This is a genomic window from Porphyromonas levii (assembly GCF_018206105.1).
In the GTDB taxonomy this organism is placed as follows: domain Bacteria; phylum Bacteroidota; class Bacteroidia; order Bacteroidales; family Porphyromonadaceae; genus Porphyromonas_A; species Porphyromonas_A levii.
This window is the reverse complement of the sequence record NZ_JADRGN010000001.1, coordinates 100,907-127,210: the sequence shown is the minus strand read 5'-3', so window position 1 is coordinate 127,210 and position 26,304 is coordinate 100,907. Positions and strand designations below refer to the sequence as shown.

21 protein-coding genes, 2 tRNA genes and 1 riboswitch are annotated in these 26,304 nt (G+C 45.1%); of the genes, 18 read left to right on the top strand and 5 right to left on the bottom strand.

The annotated features are described in order from the left end of the window. Positions 1 to 32 precede the first annotated feature (32 nt). The 8 genes from IX315_RS00530 to IX315_RS00495 all read left to right on the top strand — a co-directional run bounded on the left by IX315_RS00530 (position 33) and on the right by IX315_RS00495 (position 10,474). Positions 33 to 2,390, top strand: a complete 2,358-nt coding sequence (locus IX315_RS00530; RefSeq protein WP_211837075.1) for an outer membrane beta-barrel family protein — start codon at positions 33 to 35, stop codon at positions 2,388 to 2,390. A 46-nt stretch (positions 2,391 to 2,436) separates the two neighbouring features. Continuing rightward, positions 2,437 to 3,393, top strand: a complete 957-nt coding sequence (locus IX315_RS00525; RefSeq protein ID WP_134849770.1) for a hypothetical protein — start codon at positions 2,437 to 2,439, stop codon at positions 3,391 to 3,393. 70 nt (positions 3,394 to 3,463) lie between these two features. Further along, complete coding sequence (locus IX315_RS00520; protein WP_018358501.1) at positions 3,464 to 3,832, top strand: FtsL-like putative cell division protein; 369 nt, start codon at positions 3,464 to 3,466, stop codon at positions 3,830 to 3,832. Positions 3,833 to 3,844: 12 nt separating this feature from the next. After that, the gene (locus IX315_RS00515; protein WP_211638177.1) at positions 3,845 to 6,007 is read left to right on the top strand and encodes a penicillin-binding protein; all 2,163 of its coding nucleotides are present in this window, start codon (positions 3,845 to 3,847) and stop codon (positions 6,005 to 6,007) included. A gap of 4 nt (positions 6,008 to 6,011) precedes the next feature. Continuing rightward, positions 6,012 to 7,487 carry a UDP-N-acetylmuramoyl-L-alanyl-D-glutamate--2,6-diaminopimelate ligase gene (locus IX315_RS00510; protein ID WP_211837074.1) on the top strand — a complete coding sequence of 492 codons (1,476 nt, stop codon included), beginning with the start codon at positions 6,012 to 6,014 and terminating at the stop codon, positions 7,485 to 7,487. Beyond that, entirely contained in the window at positions 7,487 to 8,749 is a 1,263-nt protein-coding gene (mraY, locus tag IX315_RS00505; RefSeq protein ID WP_211837073.1) for a phospho-N-acetylmuramoyl-pentapeptide-transferase, read from the top strand. Before IX315_RS00510 ends, mraY begins: the two co-directional genes overlap by 1 nt. A gap of 8 nt (positions 8,750 to 8,757) precedes the next feature. Next, positions 8,758 to 10,188, top strand: coding sequence for a UDP-N-acetylmuramoyl-L-alanine--D-glutamate ligase (murD, locus tag IX315_RS00500; protein WP_244973038.1), 1,431 nt, complete (start codon positions 8,758 to 8,760; stop codon positions 10,186 to 10,188). 79 nt (positions 10,189 to 10,267) lie between these two features. After that, entirely contained in the window at positions 10,268 to 10,474 is a 207-nt protein-coding gene (locus tag IX315_RS00495) for a winged helix-turn-helix domain-containing protein (RefSeq protein WP_018358506.1), read from the top strand. 137 nt (positions 10,475 to 10,611) lie between these two features. On the opposite strand, the gene groL is transcribed toward IX315_RS00495, so the two are convergent. The 4 genes from groL to IX315_RS00475 form a co-directional block, all read right to left on the bottom strand. Continuing rightward, entirely contained in the window at positions 10,612 to 12,237 is a 1,626-nt protein-coding gene (gene groL / locus IX315_RS00490; protein WP_018358507.1) for a chaperonin GroEL, read from the bottom strand. Between the two features lie 35 nt (positions 12,238 to 12,272). Then, entirely contained in the window at positions 12,273 to 12,545 is a 273-nt protein-coding gene (locus tag IX315_RS00485) for a co-chaperone GroES (protein WP_134849767.1), read from the bottom strand. A 159-nt stretch (positions 12,546 to 12,704) separates the two neighbouring features. Continuing rightward, positions 12,705 to 12,778, bottom strand: a tRNA-Asn gene (locus tag IX315_RS00480). Between the two features lie 24 nt (positions 12,779 to 12,802). After that, positions 12,803 to 12,876, bottom strand: a tRNA-Asn gene (locus tag IX315_RS00475). Between the two features lie 345 nt (positions 12,877 to 13,221). Between IX315_RS00475 and cobA the strand changes: the two genes are divergently transcribed. Continuing rightward, positions 13,222 to 14,478, top strand: a complete 1,257-nt coding sequence (gene cobA / locus IX315_RS00470) for a uroporphyrinogen-III C-methyltransferase (protein WP_134849766.1) — start codon at positions 13,222 to 13,224, stop codon at positions 14,476 to 14,478. Between the two features lie 267 nt (positions 14,479 to 14,745). On the opposite strand, the gene IX315_RS00465 is transcribed toward cobA, so the two are convergent. Continuing rightward, positions 14,746 to 15,168 (bottom strand): hypothetical protein, encoded by a 423-nt coding sequence (locus IX315_RS00465; protein ID WP_134849765.1) that lies wholly within the window; start codon positions 15,166 to 15,168, stop codon positions 14,746 to 14,748. 805 nt (positions 15,169 to 15,973) lie between these two features. Then, positions 15,974 to 16,184, top strand: a riboswitch (cobalamin riboswitch). Positions 16,185 to 16,237: 53 nt separating this feature from the next. Here IX315_RS00465 and IX315_RS00460 point away from each other — a divergent pair. The 9 genes from IX315_RS00460 (at position 16,238) to IX315_RS00420 (ending at position 26,304) form a co-directional block, all read left to right on the top strand. Beyond that, positions 16,238 to 17,185 (top strand): sirohydrochlorin cobaltochelatase, encoded by a 948-nt coding sequence (locus IX315_RS00460; protein ID WP_033408055.1) that lies wholly within the window; start codon positions 16,238 to 16,240, stop codon positions 17,183 to 17,185. After that, positions 17,178 to 19,541, top strand: a complete 2,364-nt coding sequence (locus IX315_RS00455; RefSeq protein ID WP_244973037.1) for a TonB-dependent receptor — start codon at positions 17,178 to 17,180, stop codon at positions 19,539 to 19,541. The genes IX315_RS00460 and IX315_RS00455 overlap by 8 nt, the downstream gene beginning before the upstream one ends. A gap of 15 nt (positions 19,542 to 19,556) precedes the next feature. After that, entirely contained in the window at positions 19,557 to 20,825 is a 1,269-nt protein-coding gene (locus IX315_RS00450) for a hypothetical protein (protein ID WP_244973036.1), read from the top strand. A 212-nt stretch (positions 20,826 to 21,037) separates the two neighbouring features. Beyond that, positions 21,038 to 22,063: a DUF4837 family protein gene (locus IX315_RS00445; RefSeq protein ID WP_018357443.1), complete on the top strand. Its 1,026-nt coding sequence runs from the start codon at positions 21,038 to 21,040 to the stop codon at positions 22,061 to 22,063. Positions 22,064 to 22,134: 71 nt separating this feature from the next. Further along, entirely contained in the window at positions 22,135 to 23,238 is a 1,104-nt protein-coding gene (gene pdxA / locus IX315_RS00440) for a 4-hydroxythreonine-4-phosphate dehydrogenase PdxA (protein WP_134849140.1), read from the top strand. Between the two features lie 23 nt (positions 23,239 to 23,261). Continuing rightward, a complete protein-coding gene (locus IX315_RS00435) occupies positions 23,262 to 23,747 on the top strand; it encodes an FAD synthase family protein (RefSeq protein WP_018357445.1) in 486 nt (161 codons plus the stop codon). Positions 23,748 to 23,752: 5 nt separating this feature from the next. Beyond that, complete coding sequence (locus IX315_RS00430; RefSeq protein ID WP_211837072.1) at positions 23,753 to 24,490, top strand: SDR family NAD(P)-dependent oxidoreductase; 738 nt, start codon at positions 23,753 to 23,755, stop codon at positions 24,488 to 24,490. Positions 24,491 to 24,500: 10 nt separating this feature from the next. Then, the gene (locus tag IX315_RS00425) at positions 24,501 to 25,406 is read left to right on the top strand and encodes a CDP-alcohol phosphatidyltransferase family protein (protein WP_211638172.1); all 906 of its coding nucleotides are present in this window, start codon (positions 24,501 to 24,503) and stop codon (positions 25,404 to 25,406) included. Beyond that, positions 25,399 to 26,304 carry a lysophospholipid acyltransferase family protein gene (locus tag IX315_RS00420; RefSeq protein WP_211835633.1) on the top strand — a complete coding sequence of 302 codons (906 nt, stop codon included), beginning with the start codon at positions 25,399 to 25,401 and terminating at the stop codon, positions 26,302 to 26,304. The genes IX315_RS00425 and IX315_RS00420 overlap by 8 nt, the downstream gene beginning before the upstream one ends.

Here is a 26,304-nt window from a genome sequence, read left to right as displayed (position 1 = left end):
GCCTAGAGAATCTAATAACAAGCTGTATTATAATGAATAAGTATCTATTAACAGCTCTTGCGCTATTTCTTTCCGTAGTAGCTGTAGGGCAAGAGGTGAGAGGAATGGTGGAAGATGATAAGAGTGGAGCATTGCCTTTTGCAACAGTTAAGGTGTTCTCACTCCCCGATTCTACCCTACTTGTTGCAGGAGTGACCAATGGAGAGGGGACTTTTGCCCTTCCTGTAAGCGGAGCTCAACTTCCTCTCTTGCTCAGAGTGAGTATGGTGGGCTTTTCGGAATCCGAATCGGTAGTTCATTCATTTTCAAATCATACCATAGTGCTTCCCGAGAGCGCTACGATGCTCGGCGAGGTTGCAGTTACAGCCAATCGAATTCCCCACCGTATGGTGGCGGGAGGACTGAGTACCTCGATAAGCGCTACGCCATTATCTCAGCTTCCTGATGTTTATAGCGTTCTTAGATGTATTCCTTTAGTAGAGGTTCAGGGGGAGGCTATTACTGTATCAGGTAAAGGTACTCCTATAATATATATCAATGAACGCTTGATGACTAATCCTAGTCAATTGAGGCAGCTAAAGCCTTATCTAATTAAGGATATTGAGGTCATCACCAATCCTAGTGCCCGATATGATGCTACAGTGCATTCGGTGATTAAGATATATACTAAGCGAGAGCCTGGTAGTGGCTTAAGTGGCTCTATAAGGGAGGATATGAATAAACAATTGGGGAAGAAGCTGGGCTTCGGAACTACCTTAGGTCTGAACTATCGAAGGGATAACTGGGACTTCTTTGTTGATGGGTACTATACTACTAAGCACTACGTTAGTGGCTCTAGCGAAGCTACCTTTACAGGTAAGATAAAGGATAGTGAATGGGTCAATAAGTCTCAAATTAAGAGCGATACTTACGACAAACTAGGAGGCGCTACTGTAGGAGTAAACTACGAAGATGACGAGCAGAGCTTCGGTATAAAGTATTCACTAGAGACTAAGGGAAGAGTGTCCGAGCTGTACAATGCTATGCTGAGCAAGCTGGATAAGAAGCCTGCGGTCACGCTCTATAATCACAACCTGATGCAGTCTCCTTGGTCTGTCTCTCATCGTCCGAGTCTCTATTATCTGCGGAGTATAGGTGAGTGGAAAGGGCAGTTGGATGTAGACTATTACCTAGCACCTTCGAATAACTTATCTCAAAGGGTGAGGGAAGGGTATACGACAGATTATGAATTGGATAATAAGGTGGGTAACTCTGGTGCTTCATATAGTTCTATAGGTGCACGTGCCGATTTTAGAGGCCCGCTATGGGGTGGTAGTCTAAACATTGGCGGCGGCTACTCATATATCCACAATAAGTTTTTCGCTTACAATGATGCTTCATTGGCTTTGCCTAATCTCGAGAGTAAGATAAGAGAACAGCTGATGGCTCTATACTTTGAGTATAGTATCCCGATATTGAAGCGTTTGCAGTTTACTGCAGGGTTGCGTATGGAGCGCCTCAATAGTCGATACTACAATAAGGAGCAATTGGATGAGGACAAGAGTAGGGTATGGACGAACTACTTCCCATCTTTCTCTCTAGCAGGCAAGCTTTGGGACGTCAATGCTCAGCTCTCTTTCCGTAGTTCTATTGAGCGGCCAAATTATTGGCAGTTGCAGCCACAGTATACTTACCTAAGTAGGTTTGAGTATCAGGTGGGCGACCCCTTACTTCGCCCAGCCATCGAGTACAATACGCAGTTGTTGCTCAATAAGAGTTGGCTTACTTTTATGATGGGTTATTCTTATACTGTAGATTGCTTGACCCAGACGACTGAGCTGATGAAAGACCTCAAAAACCCTGGGCAATACCTGCCGTACACTACCGTACTTAAGAACATTAATGCAAAGCCTCATCATAGTCTATCAGCGACATTGGTGGCGAGCCCCAAGATAGGCATCTGGCACCCTACGTTTACAGCGATGTTGAGCAAGATGTATGGGTATGATATTTGGTACTTTGACCAATTGATTACCAATCGTAAGCCTCTATTGGTTCTTGGGATGCAGAACCAGTTTGCATTCCCTTATGATATTACAGCTTCGCTGAATATGCAGTATATGCCTTTTGGAAATATCGATAACATAGAGATTATTAAGTCGGGACTAGACTCTTATATCCAGGTATCCAAACAGTGGCTGAAGGATAAGTCGCTGACTACCACAATTAGCGCGAATAACTTTGTTAACTATCATGGTATGAGGGCGAGGATAAGGACTAGACACACGGAAATTGTTGCACTAGACTATAGACCAACGACATTTATGTTCACTGTGTCTTATCGTTTTAATAGTACTCAACGCAAATATCAGGGGGTTGGTGCACTGGAGGAGGTTATAGAGCGTATGTAAAACCAAAGGGGCGGTGTGGGTGTTGTATCAGTATATGAATAAGGTTATGAATACTCGCATTGCTTTTTGGCTGAGCAATCCGTCATTGCTATGGCTGCCTTTTGCCTTCCCTTTTTTCTTCGGAGCTTGGGGCGTCCTTATCGGTGGCGTATTACTCGTGCTTATTATTGGGAAACGAAGGTCTATAAATAGTTCATGGAGACCGTTCCTCTTTTTACCACTCCTTATACTATTGTTGAGCATAGTGGGGAGCTATCTTTGGTTTCCGCAATGGGTGCCAGAGTGGGGGTTATTGTCGGTAGCTATCTCTGCAGGTTGGCTCTGGCGTATAGAGTATGTGCTATCGGATGACAGTCCTCTTGGTATCGAGGAGTGGTTATTTAGTGCTCGGCTATTTGGACTTGGGAGTCTTGCATACTTATTGCTGACGCTCATAGTCTCTATAGAGGCGTCATGGTTGCCTGGTGTATTGATTATTGCTGGTGTGCTATTCCATTACCTCAGGTTGGGACAACAGGTGGAAAAGAGTAGATTTAGTTGCCCTGTCTCTAGTCCACTAGTACGTATGGCTATTGTCAAAGGGGATGAAGTGTGGCTTACTGATCGCCCCTTTACAGGATGTTATATAGAGGGACAGGAAAGTCAGTGTCATGCTCCTATTTATAGGGATCATCCTTTGACCTCCTGTGTTAACCAAGACGAGACACCTGAGGAGGCTCTTACACGTGCTTTTGTTGCTGCTGGGCTTCGTTGCGAAACGACTCCTCGCTTCTTGCTTAAGTATCAGCATACTGTGTGCTCAAGTAACAAGCGTATGATATATCTTTTTGTCCTTAATGTGAGGTCGGAGGAATGCGCTGATATGCTTGAGCTTCGTGGTCATTTTTATTCCCCAGATCAGATTGAAGAACGATTGCAAAAGCATCTGTTTTCTCCCTTATTTGCGGATGAATACGCATATCTCAAGAATACCTTACTTAGGGTCAATACATTGAACGCCTAAGGTGGTAAAAGAGATTGGAAATTGGTAAGTTTGTGCTCAGGTATGATTAACCAATGAGGCGTATTTTGAGATGGTTGATGAGAAGTGGGATGGAATGCCCCAGCAGGGAGGTGTTGAGGATCGGAGAACTTGGGTCAAGACTTTTTGGGACTATGTAGAGGGGGATATCCTGGAGAGGAGATTTAATGGGCGAATGATTATGTGGATCATCGCCTTCACTTTGTATGCAATGTTTCAGGTGGGATTCAATTTTATGGGGATGCGCAAAGTGAAGACCATTTCGGATAATAACAATAAGTTACAAAGCCTCAAGATGGAGTATATCTCTATCTCTACTGATTTGATGGGGGATAGTCGTATCACGAGCATTGAGAAGAGGGTGGAGGAAGCTAGACTTGCTATCAATACTCCGAAGACAGCTCCTATTATCATTAAATAGGGATAGTCCGGTATGAATCATCTGGAAGAGAAGCAGCGGGAGCGAGGTAACCGACAAAGAACCTTGCGTATCCATAAAGGGTGGCAAAAGTATATGCTACTTGGAGTGATTCTCCTAGCCCTAGGGTGTTTGGTCGTGTTGAAGGCTACGGTTACGGCTACGGTCAATGCACATAAGTGGCAAGCACTTATGCCCACTCAGACGATAAGGAAAAATGTTGATCCGATTCGTGGTAATATCTATAGCGACTCGGACTTGCCCATAGCTATCAGTGTGCCAAGGTATGTCGTTGCGATAGACTTTGGGTCGAAAGGCTTTGAGGATGGCGTATTCAAGGAACAACTTGAGGATTTGTCTAAGTCCCTTTCTACCTTAATAGGGGACCGGTCTGCGGCAGAGTATAGACGTGTTCTATTGACTGGGAAGGGGAGAGGACGGTTTCATAGGATAATTAGGAGGGAGGTAAGCTATGTAGAGCTCCAAGAGATACGCAACCACCCTTACTTCAAAGGACGCTCTCGCTTCAAAAGCGGTCTTGTAACTGAGTCGTACGTTAGGAGGGCACACCCTTATGGGAATCTTGCTTTTCGTACGATTGGAAGGATTATGAATGAACCAGACTCTCTGGGGCTAACGCATGGTAATAGCGGACTGGAGATGAGGTTTGATTCGGTACTATGTGGTGTGCAAGGCGTTCAGCGGTTGGTAAGGATGCCAGCTAGAACTGTGCCTATCGTGGAGAAGCCAGCGCTAAATGGGATGAATGTCTATTCTACCTTGAATGTGGATATTCAGGATATTGCCGAGAAGTCCCTCCGTAAGACGCTAATAGAGGTGGATGCTGACTGGGGATGCGCTATTGTGATGGATGTGAAGACTGGAGCGATCAAGGCAATGGCTAATCTCGATCGAATGAAAGAGGGCGTCTATATGGAGAGCACTAATCATGCGCTAGCCGATCTTATTGAGCCGGGATCTACATTCAAGACTATTTCTATGTTGGCTGTTCTTGAAAATAAAGGCGTTAATCCTGAGGATACTATTGATGTTGGGAATGGGTTGTACTCGGTAGGAAGGGGTTTGGTGATACGAGATCATAACGCACACAAAGGAGGTTATGGTAAGATTACCTATAATGAGGTTATTTACTTCTCTTCCAATGTGGGAACAGCTAGAGCGGTTATGAAGACCTTCGGTGATAATAACCAAGCCTACTTGGATGCACTCATGAAGATGAATGTCTTTGACCAAATAGACTTAGAGATTCCTGGAACCGCGTGTCCGAAGATACAAAAGGATGTCAGTAAGTGGACAAAGAGTACTATGCCGTGGACTTCATTCGGGTACGAGGTCCTGGTACCACCAATATATACTTTACGGTTTTATAATGCGATAGCTAATGGTGGCAAGATGATGGAGCCCTACTTAGTTCGTGAGGTGAGTGGCAATGGTGAAGTAGCTTACGAGCGTGAACCGAGGGTCATCAACGAACAAATTGCTTCTGAAGAAGCTCTTGGCCAGATACGGTTTATGCTCCGAGGGGTAGTGACTAAAGGAACGGGTAAGGATATGAACTCTCCCTATGTCGCGATTGCAGGGAAGACAGGTACCGCACAAAAGCTCGGTGGAGGAACTTTCAAAGGTGGTGGACATAACGTCACCTTCTGTGGATACTTCCCTGCGGATAATCCCCTCTATAGTTGTATCGTTGTGGTGAGTCGCCCAAGAGGCGTATATCCGTCAGGTTCTATCCCTGGCAAGGTGTTGAGAGAGATTGCGGAGCAGACTATTGCCACCTCCTACACTGTGCCCATTAATGAGGTCAAGGCAGACTCTCTAGCGACCTTTAACCAAAGAGTACTGGCAGGGAATACCAAGAGTATTAAGAAAGCAATTAAGTATACAGGTGTTGAGCCCGATCGATTCGATAAGAAGTCTGAGTGGGTAAAGCATGAAGGTGGTGATAGTTTGCAGATGCTCACTTCCACTACTCCTCAGTCGGGCGTTATGCCAGACATGGTGGGTATGAGTGTGATGGACGCAGTATATCTAGGAGAGAAGTTAGGGCTTACGGTGAGGATATCTGGTAGCGGAGCTGTCGTCGGTAAGCAATCAATAAGAGCGGGGGAGAGGGCACGAAATGGACAACATTTATTATTGACTCTACAGAGGTAATAGCATGAAGTTAAATATAATGATGAAGGGTATTGCCCACGAAGTGGTGGCGGGTGATACAGATAAGGAGATAAAGAGCCTAACGGCAGACTCGCGGGAGGTAACCGAAGGGATGCTATTTGTGGCTTTGCGTGGAACAATTACGGATGGCCATGATTATATTGCACAGTCTATTGATAAAGGAGCTTCGGCTATCCTTTGTGAAGAGGTGCCTGATAATCGGGTGGAGGGTGTGACTTACCTAAGAGTAGAGCATACTGACATGGTTATCGGTGAGGTCGCTGCGAACTTCTATGAACACCCATCCGATAAGCTTAAATTAGTAGGCGTCACTGGCACCAATGGTAAAACCACTATTGCTACATTGCTTCATGGGTTATTTACTAAACTGGGTCATAAGAGTGGCTTAATCTCAACCGTTTGTGTGGTCGTTGATCAAGAAAGGATTCCTAGTAAGCTTACCACCCCCGATGCTCTTACTCTCCAGCGGTATCTTTGGGAGATGGTTAATGCAGGATGCGAATATGCGTTTATGGAGGTTTCTTCCCATGCAGTACATCAGTACCGTATACGAGGTGCTCATTATGTGGGTGGAATATTCACCAATCTTACTCGTGACCATTTGGACTACCATGGCACCTTCCTCAATTATCTTCATGCTAAACAAGGGTTCTTCGATAGTTTGTCTAAAGATGCCTTCGCCCTTACTAATATCGACGAAACTAATGGTATGGTGATGGTGCAGAATACCAAAGCGTCTGTGCACACCTATGGACTGAAGCGCGATGCAGACTTTAAGGGCAAGATTCTTGAGCAACATTTAGATGGAACTGACATGCTATTTAATGGGCAGGAAGTCTGTACAAGGCTAGTCGGAGGATTCAATGCATATAACATGCTCGCTATCTTTGGCGCAGCTGTACTTCTTGGTCAGCCCGAAGAGGAAGTGCTGACGGTGCTTAGTTCTCTTACCTCTGTGGATGGGCGTTTCCAGACTGTTACTTCTCCAAAGGGATATGTAGCGGTGATTGACTATGCTCATACCCCAGATGCGTTAGAGAATGTACTCGGAACGATTACTGATCTTCAGAAAAGTCATGGAGGTCGTATCCTATCAGTAGTCGGAGCTGGTGGCAACAGAGATACAGGCAAGCGCCCGATTATGGCTTCTGTAGCTGCGAAGTTATCAGATATTACTATACTAACATCTGATAATCCCCGCCGAGAGGATCCCGAAAAGATTATCGAAGATATGGCAGCGGGGCTTGATGCAGAGATGATGCGCCGTACGCTCAAGATTACTTCTAGGCGTGATGCTATCCGTACTGCGTGTACGATGGCAATGCCAAGCGACGTCATACTTATCGCTGGTAAGGGTCACGAAAACTACCAAGAGATTAATGGTGTTCGCCATCACTTCAGCGATCTTGAGGAGGTGGAGAAGATTATCGACGAAGAGAAAGGAGGAGCTACTAACTGATGCTTTACTATCTATTTGACTATCTACAGAAGATCGGTACTCCGGGTATGGGGGCATTCAGTTACACTTCTACCCGTGCAGCCTTAGCACTGATTGTGAGTCTTCTTATCAGTACGCTTATTGGTAGTCGGATTATCGATTGGTTAAGGGGGAAACAGATGTCCGATGCGGTACGACCTCTCGATATTGAGGGGCAGATGGCAAAGGTAGGTACCCCTACAATGGGTGGTATCATCATTATTATTGCCATCCTTATCCCCACACTTCTATTCAATAAACTCAATAACATTTATATCATACTAATGGTTATTACCACCTTATGGTTGGGTATGCTTGGGTTTATGGATGATTATGTCAAGGTCTTTAAGAAGAACAAAGACGGTATTCATGGACGGTACAAACTCATTGCGCAGCTTGGACTAGGTGTCATCGTAGCCTTAGTACTTCTTACAAGCCCATCAGTTGTGATAAAGGAGAATATTGCTACAGAGACTGTCAATAAAACTCTGGTCGTTACCCACTCCAATACAGAAGTTAAGAGTACCAAGACGACCATCCCTTTCCTAAAGGATAACAATCTAGACTATTCCGAAGTGGCAAAAGCGGTTGGCGTGAAGCAGAATGCTGAACTTCTTACCTTCCTCTTAGTGACTGTCGTTTTTGTGTTTATTGTTATGGCGGTCTCCAATGCTGCCAATCTCACCGACGGACTAGACGGGCTTGCTGCTGGATCGTCCGCTATCATAGGTGTTGCGCTTGGGATATTTGCTTATATGAGTTCCCATATCCAGTTTGCAAGTTACCTTAATATCATGTTCATCCCAGGAGCGGAGGAACTGGTAATCTTCGCTGCCTCCTTTATTGGTGCTACAGTAGGCTTCCTTTGGTACAACTCATATCCAGCCCAAGTATTTATGGGAGATACGGGTAGTCTTACCATTGGGGGTATTATCGCGGTATTCGCCATTATCATCCGTAAGGAGTTGTTGCTACCTATCCTCTGTGGTGTATTCTTTGTCGAAGCACTGTCTGTGATTCTGCAGACTACTTTCTTCAAGATTACTAAAAAGAGGACTGGCACAGGGCGTCGGGTATTCAAGATGACCCCATTGCACCATCATTTTCAGAAGCCATCCGGAGTAGTGGATGCCTTGATACAAGGTCCTACTAGACCAATTGCGGAGGCAAAGATTACGGTGAGATTTTGGCTTATTGGCATCCTTCTAGCAGTATTAACTATTGTGACTCTCAAGCTACGTTAATTCCAATTATGAGTAAAGAGTATTTTATCAATCGCACTAACCCTGAAGCGCCTATGGACGAACGTGGTGAACAAATCCCATTGGTCGAGATAATAGGGAAAGAGATCGTTATCCTCGGAGGAGGCGAAAGCGGAGTGAGTGCTGCACTACTTGCCAAGAAAGAGGGTCTTGTGCCATTCCTTTCTGATAATGGACCGCTAAAATCCGAGATGAGAGCTCTGCTTCAGTCGGAGCACATACCCTACGAAGAGGGAGGGCATATCCTATCCAATCTCAATCGCGCAAGTGAAGTGATTAAAAGTCCTGGTATCCCTGATACTGCCCCAGTAATAGTGCAGTGCGAGTCGATGGGGCTTCCTATTATATCCGAGATAGAGTTCGCTGCCCGATACCTGCGCCCTGAGCAGTTTATTGGTATCACTGGTAGCAATGGCAAGACCACGACCACTACATTAGTGGATATGGGTCTGAGAGCCGCAGGGGTACACAGTAGTGCTTGTGGCAATATCGGTGTCTCACTTGCTCGTAAGGTTCTCGATGGAGATGCCGACACATTTGCTATGGAGCTGAGTAGCTTTCAACTCGACAGCATGTACGATACGCACCTCCACATAGCTATGCTACTCAATCTCTCTCCAGACCACCTAGATAGGTACGACCATAAGTATGAAAACTATGCACTCGCCAAGTGGCGCATCTTCCGTAACCAAGGAGCGGGCGACTATGCGATCCTCAATGTCGATGACCAGTTCCTCTCTAAGCTAAGGATAGAGCATCCACTCACTGCCGAACATATGCTTACCTTCTCATGCAAAGATCCTAAGGCTACTGCCTATTTCGATGGCAAGACTATTCACTTACCAGGCGAAGTTACATACGACTTCAGTAGTTTCCGTCTTCGAGGAGAGCATAATGCCCAGAATGTCATGGCGGCTGCACTAGCACTCTATGCCTATGGTATTGCGCCCGATCACCCCGAGGTTGTTGAGGCTTTCTCCACTTTCGGTGGAGTTAGGCATCGTACTCAGATTGTCGGTGAGTGGCATGGCGTCACCTTTGTCAATGACTCTAAGGGTACCAATCTCGATGCCACTGCCCATGCCCTAAGTGCAATGCCCGATGGGCGTACCATCCTATTCCTTGGTGGTACAGATAAGGGGAATGACTACTCAGAGATATATGATTTGGTAAAAGCCAAAGCCAAAGCCCTCATCTTTCTTACCCTCGATACTGATAAGCTGCACAAGAGTTTCGATATTCTCCAGCTTCCGACCTCCACAGCCCATAGTATGGCAGAGGCGTTCCAACAAATACAGGCACTCGACCTTCATGAAGGAGATGTCGTCCTCCTCTCTCCAGCTTGCGCTAGTTTTGATCTCTTCAATAACTACGAGGATAGGGGCGACCAATTCGTCTCTGCTTTCCAGCAACTAGTCTAGAAGCTTTTCTTTGCTACTTGGTTGATTATGTGTAAATTTGCTTTGTAAACAAGGTATGAACAACTAAAGCAGAAAAGAAATGATTGATGTTATTGGAACAAATGCTGGACTAATTTGGCATGCTCTTGATGAGAGTAAAAAGCCACTCACGGTAAAAGAACTTCAGAAAGCTACTGGTATCCGTACGCAGGACGAAGTGCGCTTTGCACTAGGATGGCTCGCAAAGGAAGGTAAGCTTACTTTTGAGGGTGCCGATAAAGATGCTAAGATATCACTGGTGAGATAACCCAAGAGTATACAAAAGGGGGTACACCGCAATCGATGCTGTGTAGCCCCTTTTTGGTATCTATAGATGGATTATAGCAATAGAGAGCCGTGGTGATTGCACTCACCACGGCTCCCAGTGTTAGAATGAATGGCGTATTACATCATTCCTTCCATACCACCACCAGGCATTGCTGGAGGAGTTGGCTCAGGAATGTCGGTAATCACGCACTCAGTAGTAAGGAACATACCAGCGATGCTAGCAGCATTCTCCAAAGCTACACGAGATACCTTAGTAGGGTCGATGACACCAGTCTCGGTTAGGTGCTCATATTTGTCGGTGCGAGCGTTGTACCCGAAGTCACCCTCGCTCTCCTTAAGCTTCTGGATCACTACAGCACCTTCCTTACCAGCGTTGGCTAGAATCTGACGAAGTGGCTCTTCGATAGCACGGCGGATGATCTCGATACCAGTCTGCTCGTCATCAGTATCACCCTTCAAATCCTCAAGAGCCTTTGTAGCGCGGATATATGCCACACCACCACCAGGTACTGTGCCCTCCTCGATAGCAGCACGAGTAGCACTCAGTGCATCCTCCACACGATCCTTCTTCTCCTTCATCTCCACCTCACTTGGCGCACCTACGTAGAGTACTGCCACACCGCCTGCTAGCTTAGCCAGGCGCTCTTGTAGTTTCTCCTTGTCGTAGTCCGAAGTACTTGCCTCAATCTGGTTCTTGATGAATTGTACACGTGCTTCGATATCCTCCTTAGCACCGCTACCATTTACGATAGTTGTGTGATCCTTATCAATCGTTACCTTTTCAGCTGACCCCAGCATCTCCATAGTAGCAGCCTCAAGGCTTAGACCCGTCTCCTCGGTGATAACCGTACCACCTGTTAGCACTGCAATATCCTCTAGCATAGCCTTACGACGATCCCCGAAGCCTGGAGCCTTCACTGCAGCTACCTTGAGTGACCCACGCAGACGGTTAACCACAAGGGTAGCCAATGCTTCGCTCTCAATATCCTCTGCGATAATCAGCAGACCACGACCAGTCTGTACTACTTGCTCTAGGATGTGGAGAATCTCCTTAAGAGTGCTCACCTTCTTGTCATAGATGAGGATATATGGGTTCTCAAACTCCACCAACATCTTCTCGGTATTGGTCGCGAAGTATGGGGAGATATAACCCTTATCAAATTGCATACCCTCTACCACCTCGACAGTGGTATCCATGCCCTTTGCCTCTTCTACAGTGATAACACCTTCCTTCTTTACCTTCTCCATCGCCTCAGCAATGAGCTTTCCTATAGTCTCGTCACCATTAGCAGAGATCTTAGCCACGTGCTCAATCTTTGCTAGGTTATCACCAATCTCCTTGCTTTGCTCGCGGAGTGAAGCCACTACAGCAGCTACAGCTTTATCGATACCCCGCTTTAAATCCATTGGGTTAGCACCTGCAGCAAGGTTCTTTATACCTACATTAATTATACTCTGTGCAAGTACAGTCGCTGTAGTTGTACCATCACCGGCATCATCATTAGTCTTTGTTGCTACCTCCTTTACAAGCTGAGCACCCATGTTCTCAAATGGATTCTCAAGCTCTATCTCACGTGCTACAGACACACCATCCTTGGTGATGTGAGGGGCACCAAACTTCTTGTCGAGTATTACATTACGTCCCTTAGGACCGAGCGTCACCTTCACTGCATTTGCCAGCTGGTCTACACCACTCTTAAGGAGCTCCCTTGCTTCTGCTTCAAACTTAATCTGCTTAGCCATATATCTTATTTATATTCTTTTCTAATTATATTATTTTACTCAATCACTGCTAGGATGTCGCTCTGTCGCATCATGATGAACTTCTTGCCTTCAAGCTCCAGTTCAGTGCCAGCATACTTGCCATAGAGTACGCGATCTCCCTTCTTTAGGAGCATCTCCTCATCCTTAGTACCCTTGCCAGTAGCCTCCACTATGCCTTGAAGGGGTTTCTCCTTAGCTGTGTCTGGGATAATAATCCCACTTGCTGTCTTCTGCTCTGCCTCTGCAGGTACCACAAGTACCCTGTCTGCCAATGGTTTGATATTCATATCTATTACGTTACTTATATGTTGATTATTAAATATTCATCTACTAGTTCTATGGAATAAACGTGCCAATGCGGTCTCCCTGACAAAAGCGACACGAGATGACAGACTCGGATAGACAAAAAAGCGCCGCTAGTGACTCCACTAACGGCGCTGTATCTGCTCTTCCACTTGGACTTGAACCAAGGACCCTCTGATTAACAGTCAGATGCTCTAACCAACTGAGCTATGGAAGAATAATTCTTATCTCTAAAATGTAGCTCTTCCACTTGGACTTGAACCAAGGACCCTCTGATTAACAGTCAGATGCTCTAACCAACTGAGCTATGGAAGAATGTTTCGCAACCCTAGTATCGTTGGATTGCTCGGCAAAGATACTATAAATCTCGAAAGTAGCAAATAATTCTATGGGAAATCTTACGATAATTTGCCTTCATCTGTTATCGAGGAGGGACATCTTACGTGGAGTAGAGCATATATGTGCTGGCGCAATGCCTATGAATTAATTCGGCATTCACGGCTGTTCGCCACACCATATCTTAGAAAATGAGTAATTTTGAACCCTGAATCGATAGAGACCTTGCTTTCTATAGATACCTATAGAAGTATGAGTCCCCTCCGAGTGGAGGAAGTTATGTCTCTTGATGAAGATTAGAAGAATCAATATAATATCAATTGTATGAATACTCACTTTTATACTTGTAGGCGATTTGCTCTACTATCTTTCGTTATTGCCTTTTGGGGCTTCTCTAGTGCTTTCGCCCAAAAGGGGATTGTCCATCTTGTTGGTGCTGGTCCTGGCGATTCAGAGCTTATTTCTGTGAAAGGAGTAAAGGCACTGAAGCAGGCAGATGTCGTGCTCTACGATGCCCTTGCCAATCCAGAGATACTACTCCACTGCCGTAAGGATGTCCGACTTATTCCTGTGGGCAAGAGAGCGGGGCGCCCCTCTATGAAGCAAGAGGAAATCAATAGACTCCTTATTGACGAAGCCAAAAAGGGCAATTTCGTAGTCCGACTCAAAGGTGGTGACCCTTTTGTCTTCGGGCGCGGAGGTGAGGAGCTACTCGCTCTAGCCAAAGAGAATATAGAAGTCAAGGTGGTTCCTGGTGTGACAGCGGCTATTGCAGCTCCTGCCTATGCTGGAATCCCTGTAACTCATCGTGCATTGGCTAGGTCATTCACCCTTGTTACCGCAAGTACTAAAGACCAAAACCTTCAGAACGCCCTCAAGTGGAAGTCGCTCGTAGAGCTAGGTGGTACAATCGCATTTTATATGGGCGCTCGCATCGTTCCTGAGATTTGCCAGCTCCTGACTACTGAGGGGCTATCTCCAGAAACACCTGCAGTAATTATCAGTAATGGTACTCTGCCAGCTCAAAAGGTTATACGTGGGAGCATCAAAGACTTCACACCTACATTTGCCGATTATGAGCATCTGACACCAGCGCTCTTTCTTGTGGGAGATGTTATAGAGGTGGTCAAAGACTATCAGATGCCAGAGCCTACTCCAGAACTTAAGGTGTTGGCAATTACGCTGAACCGAAAAGTGAGTGAGCTCTGCCCGAGGATTGAGGATAATGTGCTACTCGCTGAGACGTTCCCTAGCACTAGGGTAGATCTCTATAGTCAAGACTATTTAGAGCTTCTAAAGAGTGTCGGATTTACCCACATGGTATTCTCTAATACCAAAAGTGTAGAAGCCTACTTCAAGGCCTGCCAAGAGAGTGGAATAAATTTCATAGGCGACAATACTACTCTTATTACGTTGGGGGAATCTATAACCGATTTGCTGAAAAGTAGGGGCTACGAAGCTGTTACTCTAAAGTCTTATAACGAAGTGGCAACCTATCTAGTAGGAGATAAGGCCAAGACGTTCTCCTCTAAGTACGATGCCGTGTCAGGAGCCACAAAACCTGCCAAGAAGACACATTGATCTTCTACAAAATGCATGAGTGATCACAAATTACGGGGTAGCAACCCCACGTCCTCGCTAGGGGCAGATTCGCATAACGCGTGATATTAGCGATGCTTTCCAGTGTCACGCTATCCCTCTCTCAACTTATTGTAACAGCTACTATCAGTAAGTATTTTGCTTGCTGATAGTAGCTGTCCTTTTATAGATACATAGACCATCCAATAGAGGAGTTAGTTTTGGTATACTCTCTCCTTGTTACACATCCAATGTGTTTACTCCTCTATGCTAAAGTCTTTTAAATGGGTAGAATTCATATTCTCCAGTCACATCACATCCGGTATAGAGTAGAGTATTATTCTTCTCAAATCGGTATAACTGTTTGTGGACACTTCTGCCAATTTTGCAGCCATCACCCATAAGTAGAATAAAGATTGCACTGTCTTTTGTGTAAAAGTAGTGCTTAATCTTTCTCCCGCTATCGCTAATATCGGAAAATATACATTCCCCATTTGCTTTATATTCAATAATGTAATCCCCATATAACTCTTGAGTCTCTGGGTTAAATGATCGCCATTTACCGATGAGGAGAGGATCTCTCTCTTGGCTTCTAAAGTACTCAGGGGTTTCCTCTTTGCTATATCGATAACATCCACTGAGCGAAAGCGTCAGGATGGAGAAAATAACGAATAAAACTATCTTTGCTTTCATAATCATAGACTATAAATATTTGCACGAAAACATAAACATCAATATCAATGGGATTCAACGTCTCTTCTGCTCATAGAGCAGGAAACACTAAATAGCAATAGTGTACAAGCTGAGAAAACTGTACACATGAAAGCAATTGTCTTTCTGTTCATAGATACAAACTTTATAGATTAAAAATGCTTTACTAAACAATCGATATGTTATTGGTGCAAACATACAAATAAAATCAATACAACAACAATATAGTCAAAATAAAGTGTAATATAACAGAAGGTGTAAAGGTAAAAGATAATCTACATAAGGTATTAGGAGCATCTACAGTGGAGTGCAATATTATTTCTCAGCACAGAATTCGCAGGTGTGATTGCAGTTTAGTGGTAGCAACCTTCATATATTATTATCGCAATATATTATAGTACAGCATATTGCGTTGTTGGTAAATCCGCTCAGGGGAGCGACAGTTGTGGCTCGCCAGAGTAGTGAAATTTATTCCTAGGAATAAATAAATTTATTTGTACAGATAAATATTTTTATTCCTAGAGAAAAATAAATTTATTCCTAGGAATAAATTTTGGTGATTGCGCGAGCTATTTTTGATGAGATACGTCTTCGTTATGAGTCGTATGTGTATCCACTCTTACGATTGTGTGTTCTGTCTGTATTAAGTGATTGACAATTATGGTAGTTAATAGGATTGTTCGATTGGATAATAGTTGGGGTCCACAATCGAATTAGGGTGTTAACACATCGTTCATTCACTAAATCATATTGAGAAAAATTCAGAATCATCAAAAAAAACTATTACATTTGCACTCGTGGAGATGGTGATGCACAGAAGCATTCGCTTTGTTTATATGGTGCATAAGAGGGAATCCAGTGGAACTCTGGAGCAGTGCCCGCTACTGTAAGCTATTATTATGCCTTCGGATAATCTATTCAACCACTGTCTTGAATAAAGATGGGAAGGTCGTCCGAGGTAAGCAAGCCAGGAGACCTGCCATGTCCAATGAGTATTATTGCACTTCGGGGAGCAGAGTGCTGGTATTATTTTGAGATTTTTTTTCAACCCATGAGAAGTTTTCTACTGACGGCAGTTTGTGTCGTTGTGGCTATGCTATGTAATCAAGATCTCTATGCTCAGAACAAAGTCTTTGAGCGTGACCCCCTATTTGAAAACCTCGAACAAGGAGACAAGGGTGCCATACTGATGGTGCACTTTGGTACGACACACGATGATACTAGGGCGCTTACCCTAGATGCCATCAATGCAGCTGTGAAACTACAGCACTCCAACCTTGAGGTCCGTGAGGCTTATACCTCTAGGATTATTATTAAAAGACTTGCCGACCACAAGGGTATTATTAAGCTGAATCCTTCTCAGGCGCTCAATAAACTACATGAGGATGGTTATACCCATGTACTTATCATCTCTACTTCGCTGACTAATGGCGTAGAGATGGTATCGGTAAGGCAAGAGGCAGAACAGGTAGAAGGTCTCTTCAAAAGGCTAAGGGTAGCAACCCCGCTGCTCTATCATGAGTCGGACTACTCCGAGATGCTAAAGGTAATGACAGAGGGTGCGCAACCAGATGTGGCTACGATATGGGTAGGTCATGGTACTTATGATGTCGCTACAGCACAGTATGCGATGCTCGATCACATGCTTCAAATTGGAGGATATACTAATATTATGATAGGATGTGTAGAGGGGTATCCTCATTTCGAACAAGCATTACAGAGGCTTAAGGCTTCAGGGCTCAAAAAAGTACTGCTCAGACCTCTTATGATTGTAGCCGGAGAGCATGCAAAGGAGGATATTGCTGGAGAGTGGCAGGAGCTATTAACGAAGGAGGGTTACGAAGTGGAAGCAACTATTCAGGGCTTAGGAGAATTGCCACAGATACTGAAGGTTATTAATGATAAGATTGACTTCTACTCCAATCATCGACGAGTGTTGATTGGAGAGAAGAAGAAGGTCTATGAGGTTACAGGCGAAAAACTCCATGCCGATGAGTAATAGACTGGCATTATCGTTAGCCCTTAGTCTCATCTACTCTATTGGAGCGTTGGCACAGTCTTTTGTGCTAAGCGGTAGGGTGGTAGATGATAAAAGACACCAACCACTCCCTTATGCTATTGTCTCTATCGAGGGCAGAGGGAAAGTGTGTGCAACGGATGCCAAGGGCGCATTCAGTATGAAGTTAACCCCAGGCAGATATACGCTTGAGATTGCTCTACTTGGCTATAAGACAGAGGTTCAGAAGGTGCAGTTGGATAAGGATACCAATATTACGTTTAGCCTCAAGGAAGATTATAAGCTCCTCGGCGAGGTGCTCGTGGTAGGCCCAGACCACACTCAGCAGATGCAGGAGGGGGTGTATGCAGCTAAGAGTTTGAGTATCCGCCCATATGTGGCGTCCAATAGTAGTCTCAATCAGCTCATGTCGTACACGAGTGGTGTGCGTATCAGGGAAGATGGCGGTATTGGCTCGAGCTTCGATCTCTCGCTAGGTGGGTTAGGGGGTAATGCGATACGGTACTTTATTGATGGTGTACCTCTTACGTCTCTGGGGAGCGGGGCGAATATTGCCAATCTGCCTATTAATATTGTGGATAGAGTAGAGGTGTACAAGGGGGTTGTCCCTCCAGAACTGGGGCTTGATGCGCTAGGTGGTGCTGTGAATATTGTTACCCGTAAGGAAAGCAAAAACTTCTTGGATGTCTCTGTCAATGGAGGTTCGTTTCATACCTATGGTGCCGATATCAATGGCTCGTATAGGCACAACGATAATGGCTTTACTGTCCGAGGAGACGCTAGCTATACCAGCTCCCGTAATGATTATATGATGAAAGGTGTGGAGGTCTGGAATGCTGATAAAAATGAGTTTCAGAAAGGAGACTATCGTCGCTTCCACGATGGCTATTGCTCTATAAATGGAGAACTACAGGTAGGATTTACGCAGACAAAATGGGCGGATGAAGCTCTCGTAGGAGTCTACTATGCTAAGAGCCGTAGTGAGATACAGACTGGTTTTAGCCAACAAAGGGTGATTGGAGCCGCCGAGAGGCATAGGGATGCTCTTCGTCTCTCCCTAAACTATAGTAAGAAGGACTGGTTGGTAAAAGGGCTTACCGCTAAGCTCTTTGCGTCTCATACTTGGGAGCATATCTTGTATGCTGATACTACGTTTAGGCAGTACCGTTGGGATGGCTCGTACGAAGAGGTGTATAGAAACGAAGTGATGGGGCGGGGCAATAAGATACTCAGGCATACTAAGCGCCCCACTACTATCCTAAGAGCTAATTTGGCATATCATCTGACGCCAATTAGTTCACTCAACTTTAATTATACGCTAACGGCCAATCAAAATAAGCGAAGCGATGACTACGATAAGACCTTTGTGCCGACCAATGACTTCCTCGCGCGCCATATTTTGGGGCTTTCGTACAGTCGATACTTTTGGGGTGATAGGATCAATTCTACTTTGTTCCTAAAGGACTACATATTCCGAGCCAGGATGGAACAAAAGGATATGTCTTGGATTACTGGGGCAAAGGATGTGGAACCTAATCTCACGCGTAACCAAATAGGTTTTGGTCTGGGCACTAGGGTGACCTTCGCAAAGGAGGTGGCTCTAAAGGCTTCCTATGAGCGTGCTACAAGGCTTCCTACTGCGCGCGAATTTCTGGGCAATGGCGCAAGTATTTACCCTAATTTCAAGCTAAAGCCAGAGCAGGCACACAACCTGAATGTCGCACTCTATGGCAATATTCAGATAAGTGAGGCGCACCAAATGAGTTATGAGGCAGCGTTATTTATGCGCGATGTGACCAATTACATACGGCGTAAGATTACGAGTGATGATATAAGTACTTATGAGAATGTCGGCGCTGCTCGGGTGCTGGGAGGTGAGGTAGATGTGCAGTACCGGTATAAGCACCTCTTGGACTTCGGTGTCAATGCAACGTATACGGATGAACGTAATAGGAGTGAGAGGCTTTCGGATGGTCGACTCGATATTACCTATAACAACCGTATCCCTAATAAGCCATTCTTCTATGCCAATGCGAGTATGGGTGTTTCTTTGGAGCATCCTTTTGGAGTACAGCGTAGCCAGTTGAGGTTGAATGCCTCATTTGGATATGTGCGTTGGTTCTATCTTACTTGGGCAGCCTTTGGGGCTAAGGAGTCTAAAGCACTGATACCCACTCAGACGACGACTAACGTAGGTGCGACTTGGGCATTTAATAACCGTAGGCAAACTATTTCTGTCAATTGTAATAACCTCTTTGATGAGATTAATTACGACAACTACAAACTGCAAAAGCCTGGTCGTTCGATATTTGTTAAGCTCACAACATTTATAAACTAATTGAGTATACATTTTATGAAGTGTAAGTTTTTAATTTCTTTCGTGGCAATATTGATGGTTGCCATGACTACTAGCTGTGGCAAAAAGGAAGCACCAGATGACTTCGAAGATTCTCTCCCAGCTAAGTATGACTTGTGGCTAGCTATAGGGGAGGGTACTTCTTCAACCCCAAAACAAGACCCTCACGTAGTGAAAAAGATGCCAACCCTCCTAGAGGGGGAGTATGACATTCGTAATAAAGGAGCTGAAACAGAGAAATCGGGTATCACACCATTCGTAATCTATCACAAAGGTTACTATTATAGCCTGAATAGGGATTATAACTTTGGGAAGTACAAGATCTCTCACAGGAATGTTGCGATTGTTAAGCAGTTCCCACTTAATGAACTGAGCGATAGACGATTTGCACATGCGTGGCTGGATGATAAGACATTGATCATGGTGGGCGCGCCTAAAAATAAGCTGTCTGTGAACTGGGTGAAGGTGGATGCCGAAAAGATGGAGGTAATAGCGAAAGGTACGCTGAAGTTCCCTCAAGAGCTTGGCGAAAAGGATATGTACTCCTCATGTGGTTTGATGGCACTCAGAAGGACCGACAATGTGCTATTGTACAACTATAGGCTTGAGGATAGGAACAAGGATAAGTCGGAAAAGAAGCCAGATAGCCATGGATACTTCTTTACCGCTACTATTGACCTCGCAACAATGGCAGTTAAGCATGTAGAGAAGGAGACTAGGGCACACCGTCCTGGATTCGTCTCTTTTGGTTCTCTAAGGCAAGACCATGGTTTCTTTGATGCCAAGGGGGACTATTATATGCTTTGTAACACGACCAATGAGGGGGCAACTTCTTCAAGCCAACAGCATGGTCATATCTTGCGTATCAAGGCAGGGGAGTATAAGGCAGATCCTAACTTCAAGATTGATATCATGGAGCATAGTAAGATCATCACAATGCACCACATGAAGGGCAGCAAGGTAATTGTATATCTGGAGAATCCAGTTTATACTGGGGCAAAAGGCTGGAGAGATCCTATCCGTTTCTTCTGGGCTGTTGTGGATTTGGAGACTAAAGAGCAGTACCGTATTGAAGGTATTCCATTTAGCCAAGGTGGTAACTATACCCAACTTATCGTGGTGGAGAAGGACTATGCTCTACTCGGTATCAGTGATAAAGAGCAGACTAAGTTCTACAAGTTCGAGTACGATAGCAAGAAAGTGACCGAGGCCGCTAAGCTAAAGCCAGGCTACTTCGCCGATCGTATTATAGTACTCGATGAGTAACTTGTAATAATAGGAGATATCGTTTGTTTGCTCTATTGTGCAAATATCGATTGATGATTTCATCCTGAGATAGTAGTTGTAGTCTACTATTTCAGGATGAATCGTATCTGGGGGAATGGTCTAGTGCCCTCGTGCGCTCTTCTACCTTTTTTTGGTACATTTGTGGGAGTGAAGGGGCGTTGCCCATATTGTGTAATATAAATGGATGCGTGATGATGGATCATAAGGGGCATAGTTATTTTTATGTGGTGGCAGTATTGCTATTTGGTAGCCTATTTCTAAGCAGTTGTGGCAAGCAAAAGCAATCAACTAGTGGAGGACTATTTGGTGCAAGTGGTACACCAATGGAGATGGTGGCTGTGGTGCCATTGGAATATGATACCCCGGCACTGAGGGATAGCATCAAGGCAACTTTCGGCAGACCAATGCCTATATTACCACAGGCAGAGCCTATGGTGACTGTCATGACGACAACTGAGAAAAACTTTACTCAGATGTTCAAAACGATGCGTAATGTGCTCTATATCTCTATAGATCCTGAAATGTATACTCGACCTTCTGTGGGTCTTGCACATGATCAGTATGCGAGTGGGCAATTGATTATCCATGCGAAGGCAGGAAGCGTAGAGGACTTCTATAAATTGCTCAGGCAGAGGGGGGGATATCTTACAGACATAATCCATAGCGAAGAGATGAAGCGAATGAGTATGAGTTTTGAAACTACTTATTCAAGCGCCTTAGCGAAGTTGATACAGGATTCTATCGGAGGTTGGACTATCAACGCTACTAATCTTTTGAAGTTTACCAATACGGCTGATGACTTTGTGTGGGCTTCAGACCAAGGGCAGAAGGGTCGTACCGACTTGATGATTTATACTTATCCATTGGAGACTGTGGGGAGCCTCGAACCAAGCCATATTATTGCGATGCGTGATAGTGTATTGCAGCGGAATGTGAAGGGACAATATGAGGACTCCTATATGACGACGGAGAAGAGAATCCCTCCGAAGGTAAAGAAGTTTGAATACAATGGTACTCAGCGTGTAGAACTTCGTGGTCTTTGGGCTATGGTTGGCGATATGATGGGTGGTCCATTTGTACTGCACGCGGTGCCAGATGTAGCAAATGGACGTGTGGTTGTGGCAGAGATGTCTATATTTAACCCTGGGGGAAAGAAGAAAAGTCTGATGGTGTATGCTGAGTCTCAGCTGTACACCTTGCGTCCGGTAACGGAATAATTAGAGAATAGATGGAAGGCAGGGCAATAATAGATATTGATGATTGCCTTTTGTATTGGAAGTAATAAGGAATGAGTAAGATAAAAATTGGAATCACCCACGGTGATTTTAATGGTATAGGATATGAGGTGATCCTCAAGACACTTGTGGATGATCGCTGTGTCGAGCTTTTTACCCCAGTATTGTATTGCTCGAGCCAAGCGCTGAGCTATTACAAGAAAGGGCTGGGGATTAATGTTACGCTCCGTAACAATATCGTGAAGAGTGCTGCTGATGCGGTGGAGGGTGAGCTCAATATCGTGGAAGTGAATACCGATGGGGGAGAGGTGAACGTATCGCATGGTGCGCAGAGCGCTTTGGCAGGCAAGCTGGCAGAGCGTGCATTGGTGGCTGCTCGGGAGGACTTGTTGAGGGGCACTATCGATGCTGTGGTAACGGCTCCTATTAATAAGGAGGTAATGGGACAGCAGGGATTCCCTTTTGTGGGGCATACCGACTTCTTCGCAGAGCCATTTAGGGGGAGTGCTGAACCTATGATGCTCTTCGCTGCTGATGAGGTTAAGGTAGCACTGTTGACAATACACATGCCTCTAAGAGAGGTGCCACAATATGTTACCAAAGAGAGGGTGTTGAGTGCCATTTCTGCCGTGGAGCATACTATGCAGCAGGACTTCGGAGTGGAGAAGCCAAGGATAGCGGTATTGGGGCTCAATCCTCATGCAGGAGAAAATGGACTATTAGGTCATGAGGAGGTAGATGTAATAGCACCAGCCGTAAGTGAGGCTTGGACATCGGGCTACCATGTCTTCGGTCCATTTGCAGCAGATGGGTTCTGGGGTAGCGGTAATTATAGACAGTTCGATGTAGTACTCTCTATGTATCACGATCAAGGTCTACTTCCGTTTAAGTTGCTCGCTATGGATGAGGGTGTCAATATTACATGTGGGCTTCCTATCATTCGTACTTCGCCAGATCATGGTACGGCTTTTGATATCTCTGGTAAAGGAATAGCAAAGGAAGTGTCGTTTAGAAACGCAATCTACCGAGCGATAGATATTCACAGAAATAGGGTGCGTTATCGAGAGACTACTGCCCATCCACTGCAGAAGCAGTATGTAGAGAGAGGAAAAGACAATGTGCGTCTGGATCTCTCCAAGAGTGATGATGAGTTATAATCGATTAATTTAATGCTAGTGTTATGTTTAATGATAAAGTTATAGTCTACACTTCTGGAACATTTGATATGTTTCATTACAACCATCTTCGAATGATTAATTACGCCAGAGCGTTGGCTGATATTCTAATTGTGGGGGTGAGTACAGATGAATTGGTGAAGAGTTATAAGGCAGCACCAATCATCCCATTTGAGCAGAGGATGCAGATTATTGAGGCATTGAAGACCCCAGACCTAGTGATACCTCAGCATACTTTGGATCATACGGAGACGGTAAAGAAACTGAATATCGATGCCTTTGTGGTAGGGGATGACTGGTATGGTAAGTACGACTATCTCAAGAAGATGGGCGTACAGGTATTTTACTTCCCATACGGTGTGGGTGTTACTAGTAGCAATATCAAGGAGGCTGCAGCGGAGTCATACAATGCGCATCTACACGAGCGTAGGCGGGAGAAGCCTAGCCCTGGTATGATGATTGATGACAACTGCGATAAGGAGAATAAGTAGTACGTATGGGACATAAGGTATTGGTGACTGGTGGTTCGAAGGGTATCGGACTAGCAGCTGTCGAGGCAATGGCTAAGCGCGGTGATGTAGAGGAGATCTTTCTTACCTACAATAGCGATGCTGAGCGAGCATTGGAGGTGCTGGAGCAGCTAGGGGGTACCTATGATGATGTGACGTTTCACCTATGTCAGCTGGATGTGACTGATGCACAAGAGGGCGAGGCGCTAGAAGATGCCCTTGAGCAGCTAGACTTCGTCCCCACCGTGGTGTGCTTCAATGCCAATGTAACCAATAGGTCTCCGCTAGAGGAGCTAGATATGGAGGAGTGGCGTCGTCTATTTCAAGCCAATGTTCACTTCCCTGTGGAGATGACCAAGAGGTTAGCCCTAAAGATGGTAGAGGGTGGGGTGTTCCTCTTCACTGGTTCGATGATGGCGATTCAACCCCATTCGGTGTCGCTTGGATATGGTGTGAGTAAGAGTGCAGTGCATGCACTGGTAACTAATCTCGTGAAGCACCTAGAGCCTTATGGGCATAGAGTGGTGGGAATTGCCCCTGGGTTTGTAGATACCGAATGGCAGAAGACCAAACCGGCAGAGATTCGTGCAAATATTGAGGCGAAGGTAGCGCTGCACCGCTTCGCCACACCAGCAGAGGTCGGCTCGCTATTTGCCTACGTACTGGATAACGCTTACTTCAATGGTGATATCCTCACATTGTCGGGCGGTTATTCATATAAGTAAGAGAGAACTCATGAATAAAGATAGACTAGAAAGGAGTGAAGCGTACTTAAGCTCGCTGAAGTCCTTGGAGACAGAGAATTATATAGACAGGGTGTTCTACCGTCCTGTCGGTTTTAGGATAGCATGGTCTTTGAGAAGGTCGGGCATTACGCCTAATACCATTACGGTAATTAGTATTGTGGTGGGGATGATGGGCGCTTGGCTGTTTTATTACGAGTCGATAGGGATGATCCTTCTGGGCATTGCTGGGCTTGTGGCAGCGAATATCCTTGATTGTGTAGACGGGCAATTGGCTCGCCTTACGGGCATCAAGTCTAAGATAGGGCGCATCCTAGATGGTATGGCTGGTGACTTATGGTTTATCACATTGTACATTGCCATTTCGCTACGTATGTATGATACGACAGGGGAGTGGCTGTTCTTTGTCGTGGCTGGGCTATCAATGTTGAGCCATTTGACACAAGCAGCACTTACTGATCTCTATAAGACGTTTCACCTTTGGGTGATTGGTGGTCGGAATGGCAAGGAGTTTGAGAGCTATGAAACGGTGAAAGCGAAGGTCGATGCGATGCCAGCAGGTTTCTCTAAGCTCCTGAGTCGCATCTACTCTTACTACACGCTAATGCAGGCTAAGCTCAGTCCAAGACTTCAGAGGCTGGCTAGTCGATTGGTGGTCAGTCCATTCACGGACGAGGAATCTCGAGGGTTTAGACAAGGGAGTATGCTGATACAGAAGCTCATCAACCTAATGACTTTCAATGGTCGCACACTTGCGCTCTTCGTCTCTGCTCTTGTGGGGCTTCCTTGGTTTTACTTTGTGTATGAGATATTGTTCCTGAATATTGTACTATTAGTCTCTCGTGCCCAGCACGAGACCTTGTGTAAGATTTATCTTGAGTGGCTAAATCATGAGTGAAAAGAGACAAGTAAATCCTGACAACTTCTTGGTAACAGTAGATGATTTAGGAGATATCCTTCACCCTCTATTTAAGAACCCCTTTGGAAGACTACTGGGTGAAGGGCTCCTGAGCCTATTGAAGGTCAAGGATCTCAATAGGATTCACGATAGATATTGTCATCTTCATGGGACAGAAGTTACCAAAGCGATTTTGGCGGACGCTCGTATTGATGTTACTTACACACTCCATGGGGAAGAGAACTTGGAGCTAATGAAGGATATTGGTGGTTTCTTTACCATTTCAAATCATCCTTATGGAGGGCTAGATGGCATCATACTGATAGATATCATTGGCAATATCCGTGATGATTTCAAAGTATTGGTCAATGGTTTTCTTAATCGAATCACTGCATTCAAGGACTATTGGATACCTGTTCAGCCGAGAGTAAATAAGAAGAATTACGTGCATGACCCATCTAAGAATATTACTGGAGTACGTATGGTAGCTCATCAGATACAGGAGCATCACCCCGTGGGGATGTTTCCTGCTGGTGGTGTGCCTCATATTGATGATGTCTTGGGACGTCCAGTAGAACAGCTTTGGCAGATGAACAACGTGAAGATAATGAAGTCGGCGGGCGTGCCAATGTTCCCTATAATGTTTGAAGGGAACAATTCTCGTGGCTACTATTGGTTTGCTAAGAAATATGGTTACTTCCCAGCTTCTATCTTGCTGCCTCGTGAGATCACGAACAAGAGGGGGACTAATATAGATGTATATGTAGGCGCTCCCATATCGGTAGAGGAGATGAGCGCTACCAATGACCTTAGGAGTGCGCGCGAACTAGTGATGCGAAGGTCTCTAGAGTTACTCCCTTCCTATAAAGACATAATTGATAAAATCAAATTCAGGTAA

Bases quoted from the DNA above. Each gene is read 5' to 3' on its own strand.
- pdxA (WP_134849140.1), top strand. From the start codon at position 22,135: ATGAGTAAGATAAAAATTGGAATCACCCACGGTGATTTTAATGGTATA.
- mraY (WP_211837073.1), top strand. From the start codon at position 7,487: ATGCTTTACTATCTATTTGACTATCTACAGAAGATCGGTACTCCGGGT.
- IX315_RS00510 (WP_211837074.1), top strand. From the start codon at position 6,012: ATGAAGTTAAATATAATGATGAAGGGTATTGCCCACGAAGTGGTGGCG.
- IX315_RS00520 (WP_018358501.1), top strand. From the start codon at position 3,464: ATGGTTGATGAGAAGTGGGATGGAATGCCCCAGCAGGGAGGTGTTGAG.
- IX315_RS00525 (WP_134849770.1), top strand. From the start codon at position 2,437: ATGAATACTCGCATTGCTTTTTGGCTGAGCAATCCGTCATTGCTATGG.
- IX315_RS00425 (WP_211638172.1), top strand. From the start codon at position 24,501: ATGAATAAAGATAGACTAGAAAGGAGTGAAGCGTACTTAAGCTCGCTG.
- IX315_RS00445 (WP_018357443.1), top strand. From the start codon at position 21,038: ATGATGGATCATAAGGGGCATAGTTATTTTTATGTGGTGGCAGTATTG.
- IX315_RS00495 (WP_018358506.1), top strand. From the start codon at position 10,268: ATGATTGATGTTATTGGAACAAATGCTGGACTAATTTGGCATGCTCTT.
- IX315_RS00455 (WP_244973037.1), top strand. From the start codon at position 17,178: ATGAGTAATAGACTGGCATTATCGTTAGCCCTTAGTCTCATCTACTCT.
- IX315_RS00430 (WP_211837072.1), top strand. From the start codon at position 23,753: ATGGGACATAAGGTATTGGTGACTGGTGGTTCGAAGGGTATCGGACTA.
- groL (WP_018358507.1), bottom strand. From the start codon at position 12,237: ATGGCTAAGCAGATTAAGTTTGAAGCAGAAGCAAGGGAGCTCCTTAAG.
- IX315_RS00420 (WP_211835633.1), top strand. From the start codon at position 25,399: ATGAGTGAAAAGAGACAAGTAAATCCTGACAACTTCTTGGTAACAGTA.
- IX315_RS00465 (WP_134849765.1), bottom strand. From the start codon at position 15,168: ATGAAAGCAAAGATAGTTTTATTCGTTATTTTCTCCATCCTGACGCTT.
- IX315_RS00460 (WP_033408055.1), top strand. From the start codon at position 16,238: ATGAGAAGTTTTCTACTGACGGCAGTTTGTGTCGTTGTGGCTATGCTA.
- IX315_RS00450 (WP_244973036.1), top strand. From the start codon at position 19,557: ATGAAGTGTAAGTTTTTAATTTCTTTCGTGGCAATATTGATGGTTGCC.
- murD (WP_244973038.1), top strand. From the start codon at position 8,758: ATGAGTAAAGAGTATTTTATCAATCGCACTAACCCTGAAGCGCCTATG.
- cobA (WP_134849766.1), top strand. From the start codon at position 13,222: ATGAATACTCACTTTTATACTTGTAGGCGATTTGCTCTACTATCTTTC.
- IX315_RS00435 (WP_018357445.1), top strand. From the start codon at position 23,262: ATGTTTAATGATAAAGTTATAGTCTACACTTCTGGAACATTTGATATG.
- IX315_RS00485 (WP_134849767.1), bottom strand. From the start codon at position 12,545: ATGAATATCAAACCATTGGCAGACAGGGTACTTGTGGTACCTGCAGAG.
- IX315_RS00515 (WP_211638177.1), top strand. From the start codon at position 3,845: ATGAATCATCTGGAAGAGAAGCAGCGGGAGCGAGGTAACCGACAAAGA.
- IX315_RS00530 (WP_211837075.1), top strand. From the start codon at position 33: ATGAATAAGTATCTATTAACAGCTCTTGCGCTATTTCTTTCCGTAGTA.